Source organism: Bacillus sp. P4_E1 (assembly GCF_056401715.1).
In genome coordinates, this window is sequence record NZ_JBFUIV010000011.1 from 63,641 (window position 1) to 80,361 (window position 16,721).

The window sequence follows — 16,721 nt, forward strand, 5'->3', positions numbered from 1 at the left end:
ACAAAAAAACACATAACTAAACAAACTTGTAATAAAAACCCATAAAAATTAATATATGGTTATACAGTATTTTTACTGTATGATGATTTTAAGAAATTCCCCTTAAAATCAACTTACTCACATACCTTTATACAGTAATTGTTCCCCAATTTCTGTATATCAAAAAAACCTTTCATTCATTTGAAAGGTCTTTTTGAGCCTGTACATATTCTTCTTTCGTATTCACATTTATAAACCAATCCACATTCGCTTGTACATCTTCACCAGCAATATATTTCACATTACATTGTGATAAAAGCTGACCCATACTTCTTTTTTCTTCCTGAAGCAAAGCATAAATCTTTTCTTTCACACGGTTATGATACGCTGCAAGTAACGGTTGTTTCCTTCCATTAATAATAGGGACAACTGCATCATATTCATTACTCGTTTGCTCTAATAAAATGGTAATCCATTCATTTGAAACGTTCGGTGCATCACAAGGCATGATAATATACCAATCTGAATCTATGTATTCCATTCCTGACACTATTCCAGCAAGTGGCCCATTTCCTTTATAGTGCGACATATCTTCTATAACTGGAACTTGTACAAGTTGCTCTACTCGCTCTTTTATATCAGAATGACTAATGACTACAACTTCTTGTAACGCAGTTGTCATCACTTTCAAAATATGCTCTATAAAAGTACTCCCTTGCCAGCTCGCTAACGCTTTCGGCTCACCAAATCGACTCGACATACCGCCTGCCAATACAATTCCAGCATACTTACTCATTGGCGATGCAGCTCAAATGTAATATGACCTAATTCCGGTAAAATTAATTTATTCATCGCAAGGCGAACTGCTCCGCTAGACCCTGGCATGGAAAAGACAACTTTGCGCCCAATTGTACCGCCGATCGCTCTACTTAACATTGCGCTGCTTCCGATATCTTCTAAATAGCTAATCATACGGAACAACTCACCAAACCCAACAATTTCTTTATCTAATAACGCTGATACTGCTTCAATCGTCACATCACGTTTCGTAATACCAGTACCGCCATTCGTTAACACGACATCAACATCTTCCCTATGATAACCAGCTAACACAGCCTGCTGAATACTCTCTTTATCATCTTTCACAATTTCATAAGAGGTCACTTTATGTCCTGCTTCTATTAATAATGCATGTAATAGTTGTCCGCTCTTGTCCGTCTCTTCTGTACGTGTATCAGAAATCGTCACGATTTTGCAGCGCACTTCTTTTGGAGCTTGTTTTTTATGTTCAGTTACGCTCATGTCTCATCTTTCCCTCCTAAAAATTTCCCTTCACTTTATTATACGTATCTTTATACTGTTACAAGTAAAAAAATAAAAATTGTGACCCTATCTTAATAATGACTTTCTTAAGATACTAAGAATAAAATCCGAATAATTACTTTTATTGATAAAAATAGCCATTCCCCTAAAATTCATTAACCATATATCTATTTAAACTACACACTTAGAGAATCATTTTTTATCTTACATAAAAATGGTTTGGATAACAAATATCAGTAGCATTTTATTAATGAACAGTAAAAAGATGGTCGAATCAATACCCAAACCATCTCTAAGTTTCTTTCTCAAATTTTACCATTAACCTTCTCTAATAATTTCTAATTTTCCATCTAAAAATATCTCCTAAGCGAGAATTCAACTTCGGTTCACGAACCACCTAACGCATTAAGTAGAGCCCCTAAAATTTCCACCATATTAGTCAATAGTTTATTTAGATTAATAAAAACTATAGTTATAATCCCTAATAATACAAGCGCTATTACTCTTGTTACAATATTAAATATATTCATTTCAAAATACCCCCTTCAAAAATTGACTTTACACACTTTAAATTAACATACCGTTTTTTAGACTTCACATTTCTAATTATTACTAAAAACACGTCCCTATTCCTGGTATAAACTAAAATGAGTAAAAATATATAATCAGAAATATTTTGAATGTTATAATTAATTATAACGTATTTTCTCATCATAGAAAATTGTGTTTTCAAACATATTAATTCTTAATAAGGAGCTTAAATTACTATGGAACTTTATAAAAAATTAACAACAACATTCATTCTCTTATTTGTTGCTTCCATCACTGTCGGTTTTTCTCTAAAAGGAGCAATTCCATACGCTACATTAGTGAGTATTATATTCGCAACGCTATTTTTACTGAGCAGTGCTTTTTGCGCAGGAAAAGCACGCCAACTGAAAGGGTGACCGTCTATGTTCCGTAAGAAACCAATCCTTTGTAAATCATGTGAAAAGGAAATACAAACGTATGAAAAAGCGTGGATTCATATGCCATTTCCGGCAAGTGGTATGACAAATATGAAGAAGTATATTGAGCTAGACGGGGAAGTTTATTGTAGTTCTTGCATTCAAGTAGTAAATAAAGTGAAACTTTAATCAGTGGGGATTTTGTTCTTCCCCACTGATTATTAGTTAAACCAATCGGGCTTTTACGGGATAAAACCAAATAAAAAAAGCTTTGCGCACACAGCGCAAAGCTTTTTTTCATATATTATAGACCAGCTTGCTCTTTTAAAGTAGCTGCTTTGTCTGTACGTTCCCATGTAAGATCTACATCAGTACGTCCGAAGTGGCCGTAAGCTGCTGTTTGTTTGTAAATTGGGCGACGTAAGTCTAGCATTTTAATAATACCAGCTGGGCGAAGATCGAAGTTGTTACGAACTAGTTCTACTAATACGTCTTCAGATACTTTACCAGTGCCTAATGTATCAACTGAAATTGATACTGGTTGTGCTACGCCAATTGCGTATGCAAGTTGTACTTCTGCTTTGTCAGCAAGACCAGCTGCTACGATGTTTTTCGCAACATAACGAGCTGCATATGCTGCAGAACGGTCAACTTTCGTTGCATCTTTACCAGAGAATGCACCACCGCCATGGCGAGCGTATCCACCGTAAGTATCAACGATGATTTTACGTCCTGTTAAACCAGCATCACCTTGTGGTCCACCAATTACGAAGCGGCCAGTTGGGTTAATGAAGAATTTCGTTTCTCCATCCATTAATTCTGCTGGAACTACAGCTTTAATTACGTGCTCTTTTAAATCGCGATCGATTTCTTCCCACGTAACATCTGGATGATGTTGTGTAGAAATTACAATTGTATCCACACGTACAGGTTTACCATTTTCATCATACTCAACTGTAACTTGCGTTTTTCCATCCGGACGTAAGTATGATAATGTGTCATCTTTACGTACTTCAGTTAAACGACGAGCTAATTTGTGAGCAAGCGAGATTGGAAGTGGCATTAATTCTTGTGTTTCATTACATGCGAAGCCAAACATTAAACCTTGGTCTCCCGCACCAATTGCCTCAATCTCAGCGTCAGTCATTTGACCTTCGCGTGCTTCTAGTGCTTGGTCAACACCCATAGCGATGTCAGCAGATTGCTCATCGATAGATGTTAAAACTGCACAAGTTTCTGCATCGAATCCGTATTTTGCGCGTGTGTAACCAATGCCTTGAATTGTTTCACGAACGATTTTTGGAATATCTACGTAAGTAGAAGTCGTAATTTCCCCCGCTACCAATACTAAACCAGTTGTTACAGTTGTTTCACAAGCTACACGTGCATTTGCGTCCTTTGCTAAGATCGCATCTAAAATTGAATCAGAAATTTGGTCACAAATTTTATCTGGATGTCCTTCAGTTACAGACTCAGATGTGAACAGATGACGTTTTTTTGTCATGTGGTAAACCTCCCTACAGTAATTGTATATATTGTACGGAACTCATCCTTAATTTGCCACAAACTGCGACATACATTTATTCTCCCACACAAGCATACAGAAAAACCTTTCCTACTTAACATAGAGGAAAGGTTTAATTTGCTACTTGCATACTGCTTTTTGCCCTTTGCTCTTATCGTTCGAGACCGTTAGCCTCGCACAGGTTTTAGCACCTATTCACCTGTATTTACCACTACAAATGAGGTTGCTGGGCTTCATCGGGCCTGTCCCTCCGCCAGCTCGGGATAAGAGAGTATCCGTCCCAACCTATACTAAAGAAATGATATTCATTTGTCAATTAATATTCACATTTTCCTGAAAGTTTTTCTCAATACCCATAGAATGAAATATTAATAGGGAAATGATACATTCACACAAACAAAAATAAATAAATAGTATACATTATTTATATAATTGTGTTATACTATTGATGGGGATTACGAGAAATATTTCATTAAATGAAAAGGATGGTATATAAATATGAGTACTGTGAATGTCCAAATTGGTTTACATGAATTATTGAACGGAAGCAATGCACAGATTCAATTAAGTGTTCCGCAATTAGTGGAAAAAGTATTAATGCGAAACGAAGGGAAATTAACTTCTACTGGTGCCGTTTCTGCTTCAACAGGAAAATACACAGGACGTTCTCCTAAGGATAAATTTATTGTGAAGGAAGCATCGGTTGCTGACAAAATTGCTTGGGGAGCCGTGAACCAACCGATCTCTGAAGAACATTTTAATAAATTATATATAAAAGTTTTAGAATACTTAAAAGAAAAAGAAGAGTTATTCATCTTCAAAGGATTTGCTGGCGCTGATCGCAACTATCGCCTACCAATTCAAGTTGTTAACGAATATGCATGGCATAATTTGTTCGTACATCAATTATTTATTCGTCCAAATGAAGAAGAATTAGCAACTCACGAATCAGAGTTCACAATTGTTTCTGCACCAAACTTCAAAGCAGATCCAGCAATTGACGGTACAAATTCTGAAGCATTCATTATGGTTTCATTCGAAAAACGTATCGTACTAATCGGTGGTACAGAATACGCTGGAGAGATGAAAAAATCAATCTTCTCTATTATGAACTTCTTACTACCTGAACAAGACATTCTTTCTATGCACTGCTCTTCAAACGTAGGCGAAGAAGGCGACGTAGCACTATTCTTCGGTTTATCTGGAACAGGCAAAACAACATTATCTGCTGATCCAAACCGTAAATTAATCGGTGACGATGAGCACGGTTGGTCTGATAACGGCGTATTCAATATTGAAGGCGGTTGCTATGCAAAATGTGTAAACCTTTCTCATGAGAAAGAACCACAAATCTTCGATGCAATCAAATTTGGTTCAGTTTTAGAAAACGTTGTCATTGATGGTCAAACACGCATCGCTGACTATAACGATACTACTTTAACAGAAAATACACGTGCTGCATACCCTATGCATGCGATTGACAATATCGTACTGCCAAGTGTTGCAGGACATCCAAATACAATTATTTTCTTAACTGCTGATGCATCTGGCGTATTGCCTCCAATCAGTAAGTTATCAAAAGAACAAGCTATGTACCATTTCTTAAGCGGTTACACTAGTAAGCTAGCAGGAACAGAGCGCGGTGTTACATCTCCGCAAGCTACATTCTCTACTTGCTTCGGTTCACCGTTCTTACCGCTTGATGCATCTCGTTATGCTGAAATGCTTGGTGAAAAAATCGAGAAACATGATGCGAAAGTATTCTTAGTAAACACTGGCTGGACTGGTGGCGAATACGGCGTTGGTAAACGTATGAACTTAGGTTACACTCGTGCAATGATTCAAGCAGCACTAAGCGGTGAACTTGCTAAAGCTGAAACTGCAAAACACGACATCTTTGGCCTTGAAGTACCTCGTCATGTTCCAGGTGTACCTGATGAAGTATTAATGCCTGAACAAACTTGGACTGATAAAGATGCTTACAAAGTGAAAGCAATTGAGCTTGCAAACGAATTTAAAGAAAACTTCAAAAAATTCGATAGCGTTTCTGAAGCTATTATTAACTTAGGCGGTCCAATCGCTTAATTACAAATTTTCTGTTGGAATAACCCTTTTACTCATATGAATAAGTGTCGTGTAACCGTAAAGTTCCGCGTACTCACCGACAAAACCCAATGCGGCTTAACGGTTACACACACTTACATAAAAAAGAAGCTTACGTTTTCCGAGTAAGCTTCTTTCTATATATTCTTTAATTTGCCCACATACAAATCACAGCTTCGAACACACAAACTATTCCCCACTTACTACATCCTTCTAGTTTCACACCACAGGGGACTAAAAAAGGATCTGACTGCTTCTATCCATCGCCAGATCCTCTATTCCAACTTAAAAATTCCCAAGCCCAATTTTCAATTTATATACTCGGATTTCCATACATACAAACCACGGCTTCGAACATATAAACTATTTTCCCACTCACTACATCCTTCTGGTTTTACACCGCATGGGACTAAAAAAGGATCTGACCGCTTCTATCCACCGCCGAATCCTCTATTCCATCTAAAAAAGTTCCAAACCTAATTTTCAATTGATATACTCGGATTTTCACACATACAAATCAAGGCTTTGAAAATATAAAGAGATCTCTCGCTCACTTGCTCCTTCTGGTTTCGCACCGCATGTGGCTAAAAAAGGCCCTAACCGCTTCTATCCACCGCTGGATCCTCTATTCCATCTAAAAAGAGGCTTTTCATCTTTTTATCTTTTTCAGCCCTTCGTTAATTCTTCCTCATCCTTCATACTATAATACCCTAAATTAATAACGATTAAGAAATAACCACCCAGAATACCTACTGCAAATGCCCACATTACCATATGATGCTCAATTTCGTACATGATAATAGCACCCAAAATTGCAGCTGCAAAGCGATTAAACATACCAAGCGTCGGCGCTTTCGTCTTCTTTACTATACTATCTCCAAGCTTTTCGATACGCCTTCCTAAAATCCAAACACAATACATGCTTACAATAAGTCCAATTCCTGCACCTAGAAAATGTGCTGAAAACGGTGTTAACATCCAGCCTAATAACAGAATACCTAGTAGATAATACGATTGAATTTTAAACGACCTTAATGACATACTAATCATATTGTACTCCCCTTCAATAGTTTTTATCTATCCAACCAAAGCTATATAACTCATTTCTTTCGAGTCTATGGTACTTAAAATTCATTTCACTCAAATTTAAAAAACATAAACAGTATGTTTATGTTTTTTAAATGCTTTTAGGAAATAATATTATACAAGATTTCTAATATAGAATCCCTCATAAATGTGACGTTTTTCAAAACATTTTCGTCCAATTATGAAAAAATTGATATCAATCTATGAACATACGGATATGATGTAATAAGCACATAAATAAAGGGGGCGTCTAATGATTTATTTTTTAATGGCTCTCATTCATCTCATTGTTCCTGCACTTATTGGACTTTCCTTGTATTGGTACACCAAAAAACATAGTATTTTCTATGCTGTCCTCGGTGTTCTTCTTCCAGGTATTATTCTTATTACACTCTTCCGCATTCCTTTTCTTAATTTAATCCCACTTATTACTGCCATTTTATTCCTCGTATTTTTACCAAAAATAAAAAAATAGGAAAGCAGATCATAGGTGATCTGTTTTCCTATTTTGATATAGGTTCTTGCACGATAGAATTAGCTTCTACTTTCTCTGATTTCACAAACCATAGACCGAAGAAAATGATGATTCCACCGATTATTTGTTGAAACGATACATATTCATTTGCCCATACAGCTGCAAATAAAACAGCTACAAGCGGCGTAATATACATATATACCATCGTATGTGACGCACCAATTTTTTGAACACCAACATACCACATGACTAAACCGAATACTGTTACAAAGAAAATAGAATATAGTAAAGCAAACAATGTCATTCCGTGTGTAATGTGAAATGGCATGACAAATACATGTGGACCACTTAACAATAAGAGCGGAATCGCTCCAACTAATGTCGACCATGCAGTAACACGTAATGCTGAGTATTTTTTAATAAGCGGCCCTGCTAAAATGGGATAAAGTCCCCAACATATTGATGTAATAAGTCCAATCCCATTTCCGTAGAAAGAACTAGCGAGTGAATGCCCCGCTACTAAAACTAATGTAGCACCAATAAAGGCAATCATGGAACCAACTAACTTTCGAGAAGAAAATTTTTCTTGTTTCAAGAAAATCGCAAATACAGTTGTAAAAATAGGTGAAATAGATATGAGTAAAGAAGCATTTGTAGCGGATGTGTATTTTACAGTTTCCATAAATAACGTTTGATACAGTACAATACCTACAACGCTAACGATGATTAATCTTGGTATATCTTTTCGCTCCATATAAAGTGACTTTTCGATAAATAACGTAAGTAATAACAGTAGTGGTGCTGCTGTCATCATTCGAACTGCAGTAAACTCTATTGCTGTAAATTCTAAAAGTCCATATTTCGCAATCGTATAGTTAATCCCCCAAATAATAACGACACTTAAAATTAATAACTCAATTCCCCATCTTTTCATGCGCAACCCCCTCCGCAAAGAGAATTATACAGAAAATTCAACTATATGTACATTTCATTATGTGAAAAAATCCATAAGAAAAAGGAGCATATTATATACTCCTTCTCTCTTCATTATAATCGAACATGTAACTTCATATTCGGATTATAAAACTGGCTTGGGCTCTTCAACTGGAAAGTCCCTCCAACTTCATGCCAATCAACTGTTAATTTATCATCCATAAATACAAGCTTTGTGCGATCTGCAATAAAGTTTAGTACGCTTGATTCGATATCTACATCGCGCTCATCTTTCTCTGAAACGGCTACTAAATCAATAATCCCGCTCATAACACAACCGCAACCTTCATTATCATAAAATAACTTTATATATTTCGTTTCACTTGGAATCGTATTCATAATCTTTTTATATGCTGCCTCTGTTACAGTAACGTACATGTGTTAACCTACATCCTCTCTTCTCGTATCATTTATATATTGTACCACCATTTTTCTTGAATCTTATATACAGAAAATTAAGACTACTATAAAATATATGTGATAAAGTGAAACTTTAATCAGGGAGGTATCCATCCCCCTCTGATTATCAGCCCTCGCCAATCAGGCTTTTACGAGCAGTTAATGCGTGATAAAGGAGGTTGTATCACTGATGTTCAAACTACAGCGATATCTCATTTTCTTAGGTCTATTAGGTAGCTTTTTTATTTCTAGCGGAATGGTATTACAACATATACTTCCCTATTCTCCTTCTATTGGCTGGATTCTAGGTTTTATTTGTTTCCTATCCGCTTCTTATTTTTCCACAAAAAAACAAAAACAACTAACAAAGTAAGAACTATCTTAAGGAGGATTACCAAACATGCCAGCCTTAAAAGAAATAGAACAATAACTTAATCATTTATTACAGGAGAAATCCATTGCCATATCGACAATGATTATGGTAGGCATAAATACTCACTCATCGGTGTGTCACACTCTGCCTCTGAATATTTAGTGAAAGAGACATTGATGTATGATTGATTTAAAAAGAATTTTGATGTAGATGTTACTTTGATTCCGCAGGAGACCTGGTGGTTATAAAACTAATAACACCTCCCCTATTTTTAAAATCTATATACACAATACGATCGACCACACATAAATATAGAATCTACAATATATATAAAGTAGTTCTACTTTTAAAACTAGATTTTCAAAAATATAGAAAGGAGATAATATATGTACCAACGCAATTGCTTTAGTTGTGACGGTAGACGCAACAGCGGTTCTATCGGCAGTACTGGACCCACTGGTGCTACTGGACCTACTGGCAATGCCGGGGCCGGTTTGCAAAGTACTACCGCTTTTAGTCTAGCAGCCGCTCCTAACTATAAAACGGGACAAGTTGTCACTTACACGAGTAGCGGCTATGTTGTAAAAAAAGATGCACCTCAAGGATTTCCGAATGTGTCTCAAGATTATATCGTATTGGTAGAAGGTGGTCCTACCGGAACTTCTGGTTCTACTGGTTCTACTGGTTCTACTGGTTCTACTGGTTCTACTGGTTCTACTGGTTCTACCGGAACTACTGGAGTCACTGGTTCTACCGGAGCTACCGGAACTTCTGGAGTCACTGGTTCTACCGGAGCTACCGGAACTATTGGTGCCACTGGTTCTACCGGAGCTACTGGAGTCACTGGTTCTACTGGACCTGCTGGTAGTTCAACAGCGAAAAGTATTGTTTTTCAAGGGACGAATGCTGGGTTTCAACGTATAGCAGGTTCTCCAGGAATTGATTCTAACGTTATTCCGTATGTAACTGCTGGAGCTGGAAATATTGTTGGTTTTGCTACATCTATAAATATTAATAACTTACCCGCTGCTGTTTATACGATTGATATTTGCAGGAATGTCCCAACAAACCTCTCTGCCCCTACCTCTAGTTACATCCTATCTACTATTACTTTAACTACTACAGATAAAATTACGGGAACTATCACATTTTCAATTAAACCTACGGATATTGGCTCTAGACAACCTCAAGTGTATAACCCTACTCCAGCACCTGGACCTGCCACTGTAACTTGGACTAGTATTACAACCGGAAACCTGTTTTCGAGGGGGGATGCGATATCTCTTTATATTACCCCCGGGATTACGGCAAGTGCTGTATATTCTATTTTTCTAATCACTGATATATAGCCCACACTTACAAATCGTTCATTTCACAAAAACCTCGCTACCGAGGCAAAAAAATTACAAATAAATGAAAACAAATAACAGACAAATCCATTATATACTCTCGCTTTAAAACACCCCTATTTTGGATTGTGAATTTGTACAGTTTGTCAATGTTGTAAACATCCCCTTTTTAAAATTTCCCACTATAATTAAATCGGCAACATAATCTCAACAGTCGTTCCAACTCCAACTTCACTTTCAAAGTTCAATTTACCGTGGTGATCTTTAATAATTTTTTCCGTAACTACTAATCCTAAGCCTGTTCCAGTTTCTTTCGTTGTGTAAAAAGCTTCATTTAGCTTCGGAATTTTATCTTTCGGAATGCCGCATCCCTCATCTATAATTTGAACAATGATCACATCTTCCACTATAACTTTTACAGTAATAGTTCCGCCAACTGACATTGCTTCAATCGCATTTTTTATTAAATTAAAAAATACTTGTTTCAATCGTTTTTCCTCACATGTAATTGATGGTATATCTTTACTATAAATAGCATGCATTTTTATCCCTTGTTCTAAAGCTGGCTTTTCCATAACCCTGATAACATAAGAGATGATTTCTTTAATATTATGCGTTTCGGATTCTACCGATTTAGATTTCTCAAACCCATTTAGTTCTGTAGCAATTGTATGAATTCGCTCTACTTCCTGTCTCATAATTTCACTATAAATTTTATCTTCTGGATATTTTTTCGCTTGCTTATTCACAAGTTTTTTCAATTTTTCTAACGGTCTTCTAATCTTATCGCCAATTACTGTCGCCATTTTCCCAACCATTGCTAATTTCTCTACATTTCTTATTTCTTTATCCATCATTTCAAGTGTACGAACGTAAGATTGGAATCTTAAAAATATAATCCAACATATAATAACAAACACGCTATATAATGCTATTGGGATAAGAACAATAAAGGATTGAACAACGAATCCCATAAGTGCATATTTTCCAACAATAGTTCCGGCAACTAACCAAAAGTACCTCTTATTCACAAATATCGGTGCAAATAAAATAAAGAATCCTTCTACTATATTCCCGCTATCAAATTCCGCATCACTTCCGTAATAAATAATGAAGTTATTAATAAAATCCAATATATTATAGCCAATTAAAATAATATACTTCACAATATACGGCTTTTTCCATTTCATAAAATAAAGTCCTATAAAGAATAATCCAACCATAAAACTATATAGCCATAAACCTAATCCTTCTCCAAAAGCATCTGCTAGTTTTTGATTTTTATCTGATAAAAGGACAATAACTTTTTCAGCAAAATCATACGCAAAAAATATAACGAAGAATAAGCTTAAAAATATTATTAATGCCTTTATCTCTTCTTTTTCAAATATATTTCCTTTTTCCATATGATAACTCCTTTAACAACACCTCTTAATCTTGTGTCACATTGCGCTCACATTTTTTCGGGAGCAGTATTTCTACTCTCGTTCCTTTCTTTACTTCACTAGAAATGTGTAATTCTCCAAGATGCTCTGTCACAATTCGCTCTGCTACCGTAAGACCTAATCCAATTCTATCTTGCTTCGTTGTATAAAAAGCATCCTTAACTCGTCCTAAATTATCCTTTTTTATCCCAAAACCACTATCTACTATACTTACTATTACATAATCTCTTTTTTTATTTTCAACTTGTATTTTTAATGTTCCGCCATGTTCCATTGCCTCTAAAGCATTTTTAATAACATACAAAAATACTCCTTTTAATTTGCGTTTATCACATTCAATTTCACTTCTATTTTGCTCTTCATTAAAGGTGCAATTTATATTTAACTCGTTCATTTTTCCGCGCATGTTTTCTACCGCTTGTACTAAAACATCACTTACAATGTGTTTTTCATAAACAGAAGGTTTACATGTAGCAACCTCCATTAATTCACTAATCATATTATTCATATTTTCGATTTCGAGAATCATTTGTTCATATGTTGCATCTTTTTCGTGTTTCTCTTTTTGTAATTGCGTAAACCCTTTTAATGAAGCAAGTGGGTTTTTAATTTCATGTCCGACTGTCGCTGCCATTTTTCCGATAACCGCCAATTTTTGTGACTGACTTGCCTCTGCAATACGTCCCTTTACTGCTGAAAGATATTGTAAAAATCGATTTAAAATAATAAATGACACGAAAAGTAACACCATATTTATAACAAGAGACATAAACAGGTTAAGTTCTCCAAATACAAATAGGTATATCATATATTTCCCTATAAGGAATGGCGCTAAGACAAATAAATATCTTTTACTCAAAAAGATCGGTACGAAGAAAATAAAAATATATTCAATTACATTCCCTTCATCAAATGCTATTCTATTATGAAAAGCATACCATCCAATATTAAAAGTCTCTGCGATCATGTATGCAAATAAATATGTATATTTAACTAAATATGCTTTTTCTCTCTCAAATAAGTAAACACTAATACCTAATATAGCCATAATATATGCAAGCTTCCATATCCCTTTATGCCAATTTCCTAAAGGCATTGTATCTTCTAATATAATCGCGTATGCAACCTCGTATACAATTAAAATAACATGTATTACCCATAAGAAAATCTTAGCGTTTTTCTTTTCTTCTTTAGCTGATAGAAAACTCTCTTCCACTTCAACACCCCTTCAAAAGAATACCATTTATTATAATAAATGATTTTCATAGACAAACAAAGATAAATTGAACAAATGAGGAAAATCAATCCATAGATAATATACTTCCCCACACCATATGTAAGCATAAAAACCATGAACAATAATACGTATAATATGGGAGGTGCTTTATATGGACGGTCGTGAAAATAAGAAGATAGAACAGTTACAATCCTTTACGAAAAACAATGAAGGAAAAGAGATGACAACGAATACGGGTGTCAAAATTTCAAATGATGAAAACTCTTTAACCGCCGGCGATCGTGGTCCTACACTTTTAGAAGATTTCCTGATGCGAGAAAAACTCGCTCATTTTGACCGTGAACGAATTCCTGAAAGAGTCGTTCATGCCCGCGGTTACGGAGCACATGGTGTTTTTGAGCTATATGATTCTTTAGAAGACTTAACAATGGCTCATTTTTTACAAGACCCATCTAAAAAGACACCTATTTTTATTCGTTTTTCTGAAGTTGCTGGATCAAAAGGTGCGAATGAAACGAACCGAGATGTACGAGGATTCGCTGTTAAGTTTTATACAGAGGAAGGAAATTTCGATTTAGTGGGTAATAACATTCCGATTTTCTTCATTCAAGATGGTATTAAATTTCCGGATCTTATTCATGCTCTTAAACCAGAGCCACATAATGAGATTCCCCAAGGACAAACAGCACACGATACTTTTTGGGACTTTATCGCCAATAATCAAGAATCAGCTGCGATGATGATGTGGATTATGTCGGATCGCGCAATTCCGAGAAGTTTTCGAATGATGCAAGGGTTCGGCGTTCATACATTTCGTTTAGTTAATAAACATGGGAAGTCACGATTCGTAAAATTCCACTGGAAGCCAAAGCTTGGCGTTCACTCGTTAATTTGGGATGAAGCTCAAAAACTAGGCGGCGCTGATCCAGATTATCATCGCCGTGATTTATGGGAAAATATTAATGCCGGAAACTACCCTGAGTACGAACTTGGCGTTCAAATTTTAGAAGAAGAGGATGAATTTAAATACGATTTCGATATATTAGATGCAACAAAAATTTGGCCGGAAGAAGACTTCCCTGTTAAGATCATCGGAAAAATGACGTTAAACCGAAACGTTGATAACGTATTTGCGGAAACAGAACAAGTCGCACTGCACCCTGGAAGCATCGTCCGCGGTATCGATTTTACAAATGATCCTCTCTTACAAGGTAGACTATTTTCTTATACAGATACACAATTAGCACGCGTCGGTACAAACTATCAAGAGTTACCGATTAATCGTCCGGTATGTCCTTTTCATAACAATCAAAGAGATGGTGCGTCTAAATATATAATTGATAAAGGAAAAGTCGCTTACCATAATAACTCTTTAGCTAATAACTCTCCCTTTACTGTACCTGGTACGAAAGGCGGTTTCGTTACATATCCTTCTACTGTTTCTGGACATAAAACAAGAGAAACAGCCGCTAGTTTTAAAGACCATTTCTCACAAGCCCGTTTATTTTGGAATAGTATGAGCCACGTCGAAAAAATCCATATTATGCAGGCCTTTTCCTTTGAATTAGGAAAAGTAAAAAGTAAATCAGTTCGCCAACAAGTCGTAGGTATGATTGGTCATATAAGTACAGAATTAGCTACTTTAGTAGCTGAAGCAGTCGGGGCAACAGTGCCAAATGTTCAAGAATCAAATGTTACAAAATCCTCACCAGCACTAAGTATGGAACATACAACATTCAGCCCAAATACATTACGAGTAGGCGTCATTGTCGCAAACGGATATGACGGTCAAAACGCACAATATATTATAAATCAATTCAAACAAGCCGGTCTTCAGCCCGTTATTATTTCCGAACGATTAGGTTTTGTGCAAGGCTCTCAAAATGGACAGTGGGAAGTGAATGATACTTTCTTAACAGGATCACCACTTCTTTATGATGGGCTACTTCTTATTGGCGGAAATATTAATGATCATTTTCTTAACAAGGCAAGTTCATTCGTCGTAGAATCGTATAATCACTTTAAGCCAATTGGCGCTTTCCAAAATGGAACTACTATTGTTCAATCTTTAAACATCGAAGGAAAACCTGGCGTTATAACAGAACAAAATCCTACCTTACTTGCGAATGAATTTATTCAGGCAATGACAAAACAGCGATTTTGGGAAAGAGCCTATTAAAATACATGAGGAGGATACGTCATGTTCGTTACAGTGGAAAAAGATGTACACATTTTTGTTGAGGATATTAACCCAGGCCCTGGAAGTAAACCTGTCTTCTTCGTTCATGGCTGGCCTTTAAATCATCAAATGTACCAATATCAATTTAATATCTTACCACAACATGGTTTCCGCTGCATCGCCATGGATATACGAGGAAACGGACAGTCTGATAAACCATGGACTGGTTACACTTATGATCGTTTAGCTGATGATATCGCAATTGTATTAGATGCACTTCAAATAGAAAATGCTACGTTAGTCGGCTTCTCAGTCGGTGGCGCTCTCTCTATTCGGTATATGTCACGATATAATGGGCGTCGTATTTCCAAACTTGCATTAGTGGATGCTGTCTCTCCTTCTTTCGTGAAAAACCAAGAATCCCCTTACGGCGTACCGAAAGAACAAGCAGATGCTCTGATTGCTCAAATGTATGTAAATTTACCTAAGTTTCTAAGTGATGTATCTTTATCATTTTTTAATAGAAACTTAGGAGCTGCCACGTTAGAATGGTTTTCTTATCTCGGTATGCAGTCCGCTTCTTATGCTCTCATCAAAATTTTGCAAGCTGCTGCAAACGAAGACGTAACGAAAGACTTAAGTAAAATTAACGTCCCAACAAAAATATTCCACGGTGTTCACGACCAACTCATCCCTTATAAAAGTGCTGAGCTAACAAAAGAGCGAATTAAAAACTCTGAACTATATCCTCTTACAAATAGTGGCCACGGCTCTCCAATCGATCAAGCGGATGAATTAAATAAGGAACTGATAAAATTTTTAAATTCATAGTTCCTTTACAGTAAAAAAAGAATTTGCCCTTACGGCAAATTCTTTTTCTTAACTACCTTTTGCACGAGCAAATTCCACATATGACTTATTCTTCTCTTCCATTAAAAATAAAACGATAATGCGGAAAAAATGAAGAGTTGGAACAATTGTCATACAAAGAATAGATAAAAAATAAACATGCTCATCGTTAAACGCATAAATACTAACCACTCGAAATCCTGTTTGTTTATAAATCCACACAACAAATAATTGTAAACTAAAAACTAATAATAAATCTGGAACTGATTCTATTAAAATTAAACAAATTGTCCAATTATATACTAGATGAAAAATTCACACACTTCTCACAAATCAATTATTAAAACGACTCTATTTTAATTTATACTAAATGTACAAGTAATACTCCCTAAACCTAGCTTGTCTGATTATCCCGTTAAATACTATGAAAAAAGAACTTGTATCGTATACAAGTTCTTT

At 35.8% G+C, this 16,721-nt stretch carries 18 protein-coding genes, 1 pseudogene and 1 riboswitch; of the genes and pseudogenes, 9 read left to right on the plus strand and 10 right to left on the minus strand.

The genetic code is table 11. The annotated features are described in order from the left end of the window. Positions 1-172 precede the first annotated feature (172 nt). The 3 genes from AC1DS7_RS16535 to AC1DS7_RS16545 form a co-directional block, all read right to left on the minus strand. Positions 173-775 (minus strand): molybdenum cofactor guanylyltransferase, encoded by a 603-nt coding sequence (locus tag AC1DS7_RS16535; protein WP_016102923.1) that lies wholly within the window; start codon positions 773-775, stop codon positions 173-175. After that, the gene (locus AC1DS7_RS16540; protein ID WP_016102922.1) at positions 772-1,281 is read right to left on the minus strand and encodes a MogA/MoaB family molybdenum cofactor biosynthesis protein; all 510 of its coding nucleotides are present in this window, start codon (positions 1,279-1,281) and stop codon (positions 772-774) included. Before AC1DS7_RS16540 ends, AC1DS7_RS16535 begins: the two co-directional genes overlap by 4 nt. A 407-nt stretch (positions 1,282-1,688) precedes the next feature. Continuing rightward, positions 1,689-1,832: a hypothetical protein gene (locus AC1DS7_RS16545; protein ID WP_016102921.1), complete on the minus strand. Its 144-nt coding sequence runs from the start codon at positions 1,830-1,832 to the stop codon at positions 1,689-1,691. A 237-nt stretch (positions 1,833-2,069) separates the two neighbouring features. Between AC1DS7_RS16545 and AC1DS7_RS16550 the strand changes: the two genes are divergently transcribed. After that, a complete protein-coding gene (locus tag AC1DS7_RS16550; RefSeq protein ID WP_002067722.1) occupies positions 2,070-2,249 on the plus strand; it encodes a hypothetical protein in 180 nt (59 codons plus the stop codon). Positions 2,250-2,255: 6 nt separating this feature from the next. Beyond that, positions 2,256-2,438, plus strand: coding sequence for a hypothetical protein (locus tag AC1DS7_RS16555; protein ID WP_002067721.1), 183 nt, complete (start codon positions 2,256-2,258; stop codon positions 2,436-2,438). Between the two features lie 115 nt (positions 2,439-2,553). On the opposite strand, the gene metK is transcribed toward AC1DS7_RS16555, so the two are convergent. After that, positions 2,554-3,753 (minus strand): methionine adenosyltransferase, encoded by a 1,200-nt coding sequence (metK, locus tag AC1DS7_RS16560; RefSeq protein ID WP_002015707.1) that lies wholly within the window; start codon positions 3,751-3,753, stop codon positions 2,554-2,556. A gap of 169 nt (positions 3,754-3,922) precedes the next feature. Continuing rightward, positions 3,923-4,044: riboswitch (SAM riboswitch) on the minus strand. Positions 4,045-4,272: 228 nt separating this feature from the next. Between metK and pckA the strand changes: the two genes are divergently transcribed. Continuing rightward, entirely contained in the window at positions 4,273-5,859 is a 1,587-nt protein-coding gene (pckA, locus tag AC1DS7_RS16565; RefSeq protein WP_215588542.1) for a phosphoenolpyruvate carboxykinase (ATP), read from the plus strand. Between the two features lie 684 nt (positions 5,860-6,543). Here the strand turns inward: pckA and AC1DS7_RS16570 are convergent. Next, a complete protein-coding gene (locus tag AC1DS7_RS16570) occupies positions 6,544-6,927 on the minus strand; it encodes an ATP synthase subunit I (protein WP_002089121.1) in 384 nt (127 codons plus the stop codon). Between the two features lie 289 nt (positions 6,928-7,216). Between AC1DS7_RS16570 and AC1DS7_RS16575 the strand changes: the two genes are divergently transcribed. After that, positions 7,217-7,438 carry a hypothetical protein gene (locus AC1DS7_RS16575; protein WP_002034446.1) on the plus strand — a complete coding sequence of 74 codons (222 nt, stop codon included), beginning with the start codon at positions 7,217-7,219 and terminating at the stop codon, positions 7,436-7,438. Positions 7,439-7,466: 28 nt separating this feature from the next. Here the strand turns inward: AC1DS7_RS16575 and AC1DS7_RS16580 are convergent, their stop codons facing one another. Then, positions 7,467-8,372 carry a DMT family transporter gene (locus tag AC1DS7_RS16580; RefSeq protein WP_215588543.1) on the minus strand — a complete coding sequence of 302 codons (906 nt, stop codon included), beginning with the start codon at positions 8,370-8,372 and terminating at the stop codon, positions 7,467-7,469. 113 nt (positions 8,373-8,485) lie between these two features. Beyond that, positions 8,486-8,809, minus strand: coding sequence for an iron-sulfur cluster biosynthesis family protein (locus AC1DS7_RS16585; protein WP_061674603.1), 324 nt, complete (start codon positions 8,807-8,809; stop codon positions 8,486-8,488). 211 nt (positions 8,810-9,020) lie between these two features. On the opposite strand from AC1DS7_RS16585, the gene AC1DS7_RS16590 reads away from it, so the two are divergent. The 3 genes and pseudogenes from AC1DS7_RS16590 to AC1DS7_RS16600 all read left to right on the plus strand — a co-directional run bounded on the left by AC1DS7_RS16590 (position 9,021) and on the right by AC1DS7_RS16600 (position 10,552). Continuing rightward, entirely contained in the window at positions 9,021-9,203 is a 183-nt protein-coding gene (locus AC1DS7_RS16590) for a hypothetical protein (RefSeq protein WP_476999113.1), read from the plus strand. A gap of 62 nt (positions 9,204-9,265) precedes the next feature. After that, a pseudogene (locus tag AC1DS7_RS16595) lies at positions 9,266-9,391 on the plus strand (Nif3-like dinuclear metal center hexameric protein); the annotation flags it as partial. A 198-nt stretch (positions 9,392-9,589) separates the two neighbouring features. Then, a complete protein-coding gene (locus AC1DS7_RS16600; RefSeq protein WP_476999114.1) occupies positions 9,590-10,552 on the plus strand; it encodes a collagen-like protein in 963 nt (320 codons plus the stop codon). 188 nt (positions 10,553-10,740) lie between these two features. Here the strand turns inward: AC1DS7_RS16600 and AC1DS7_RS16605 are convergent, their stop codons facing one another. Together AC1DS7_RS16605 and AC1DS7_RS16610 are read right to left on the minus strand one after the other, a co-directional pair. Next, positions 10,741-11,958, minus strand: coding sequence for an ATP-binding protein (locus tag AC1DS7_RS16605; RefSeq protein ID WP_476999115.1), 1,218 nt, complete (start codon positions 11,956-11,958; stop codon positions 10,741-10,743). Between the two features lie 25 nt (positions 11,959-11,983). Next, positions 11,984-13,213 carry an ATP-binding protein gene (locus tag AC1DS7_RS16610; protein WP_149191009.1) on the minus strand — a complete coding sequence of 410 codons (1,230 nt, stop codon included), beginning with the start codon at positions 13,211-13,213 and terminating at the stop codon, positions 11,984-11,986. Between the two features lie 172 nt (positions 13,214-13,385). On the opposite strand from AC1DS7_RS16610, the gene AC1DS7_RS16615 reads away from it, so the two are divergent. Together AC1DS7_RS16615 and AC1DS7_RS16620 are read left to right on the plus strand one after the other, a co-directional pair. Continuing rightward, positions 13,386-15,413 carry a catalase gene (locus AC1DS7_RS16615; RefSeq protein ID WP_060750079.1) on the plus strand — a complete coding sequence of 676 codons (2,028 nt, stop codon included), beginning with the start codon at positions 13,386-13,388 and terminating at the stop codon, positions 15,411-15,413. Between the two features lie 21 nt (positions 15,414-15,434). Continuing rightward, positions 15,435-16,244, plus strand: coding sequence for an alpha/beta fold hydrolase (locus tag AC1DS7_RS16620; RefSeq protein WP_002129555.1), 810 nt, complete (start codon positions 15,435-15,437; stop codon positions 16,242-16,244). A 48-nt stretch (positions 16,245-16,292) separates the two neighbouring features. Here the strand turns inward: AC1DS7_RS16620 and AC1DS7_RS16625 are convergent, their stop codons facing one another. Continuing rightward, positions 16,293-16,577, minus strand: coding sequence for an ABC transporter permease subunit (locus AC1DS7_RS16625; protein ID WP_350457433.1), 285 nt, complete (start codon positions 16,575-16,577; stop codon positions 16,293-16,295). Positions 16,578-16,721: the final 144 nt, after the last annotated feature.

Excerpts from the sequence above, each read along its gene's own strand:
- AC1DS7_RS16570 (WP_002089121.1), bottom strand. The coding sequence starts at position 6,927 with ATGATTAGTATGTCATTAAGGTCGTTTAAAATTCAATCGTATTATCTA.
- pckA (WP_215588542.1), top strand. The coding sequence starts at position 4,273 with ATGAGTACTGTGAATGTCCAAATTGGTTTACATGAATTATTGAACGGA.
- AC1DS7_RS16585 (WP_061674603.1), bottom strand. The coding sequence starts at position 8,809 with ATGTACGTTACTGTAACAGAGGCAGCATATAAAAAGATTATGAATACG.
- AC1DS7_RS16550 (WP_002067722.1), top strand. The coding sequence starts at position 2,070 with ATGGAACTTTATAAAAAATTAACAACAACATTCATTCTCTTATTTGTT.
- AC1DS7_RS16620 (WP_002129555.1), top strand. The coding sequence starts at position 15,435 with ATGTTCGTTACAGTGGAAAAAGATGTACACATTTTTGTTGAGGATATT.
- AC1DS7_RS16535 (WP_016102923.1), bottom strand. The coding sequence starts at position 775 with ATGAGTAAGTATGCTGGAATTGTATTGGCAGGCGGTATGTCGAGTCGA.
- AC1DS7_RS16600 (WP_476999114.1), top strand. The coding sequence starts at position 9,590 with ATGTACCAACGCAATTGCTTTAGTTGTGACGGTAGACGCAACAGCGGT.
- AC1DS7_RS16615 (WP_060750079.1), top strand. The coding sequence starts at position 13,386 with ATGGACGGTCGTGAAAATAAGAAGATAGAACAGTTACAATCCTTTACG.
- AC1DS7_RS16540 (WP_016102922.1), bottom strand. The coding sequence starts at position 1,281 with ATGAGCGTAACTGAACATAAAAAACAAGCTCCAAAAGAAGTGCGCTGC.
- AC1DS7_RS16575 (WP_002034446.1), top strand. The coding sequence starts at position 7,217 with ATGATTTATTTTTTAATGGCTCTCATTCATCTCATTGTTCCTGCACTT.
- metK (WP_002015707.1), bottom strand. The coding sequence starts at position 3,753 with ATGACAAAAAAACGTCATCTGTTCACATCTGAGTCTGTAACTGAAGGA.
- AC1DS7_RS16590 (WP_476999113.1), top strand. The coding sequence starts at position 9,021 with ATGTTCAAACTACAGCGATATCTCATTTTCTTAGGTCTATTAGGTAGC.
- AC1DS7_RS16545 (WP_016102921.1), bottom strand. The coding sequence starts at position 1,832 with ATGAATATATTTAATATTGTAACAAGAGTAATAGCGCTTGTATTATTA.
- AC1DS7_RS16605 (WP_476999115.1), bottom strand. The coding sequence starts at position 11,958 with ATGGAAAAAGGAAATATATTTGAAAAAGAAGAGATAAAGGCATTAATA.
- AC1DS7_RS16580 (WP_215588543.1), bottom strand. The coding sequence starts at position 8,372 with ATGAAAAGATGGGGAATTGAGTTATTAATTTTAAGTGTCGTTATTATT.
- AC1DS7_RS16555 (WP_002067721.1), top strand. The coding sequence starts at position 2,256 with ATGTTCCGTAAGAAACCAATCCTTTGTAAATCATGTGAAAAGGAAATA.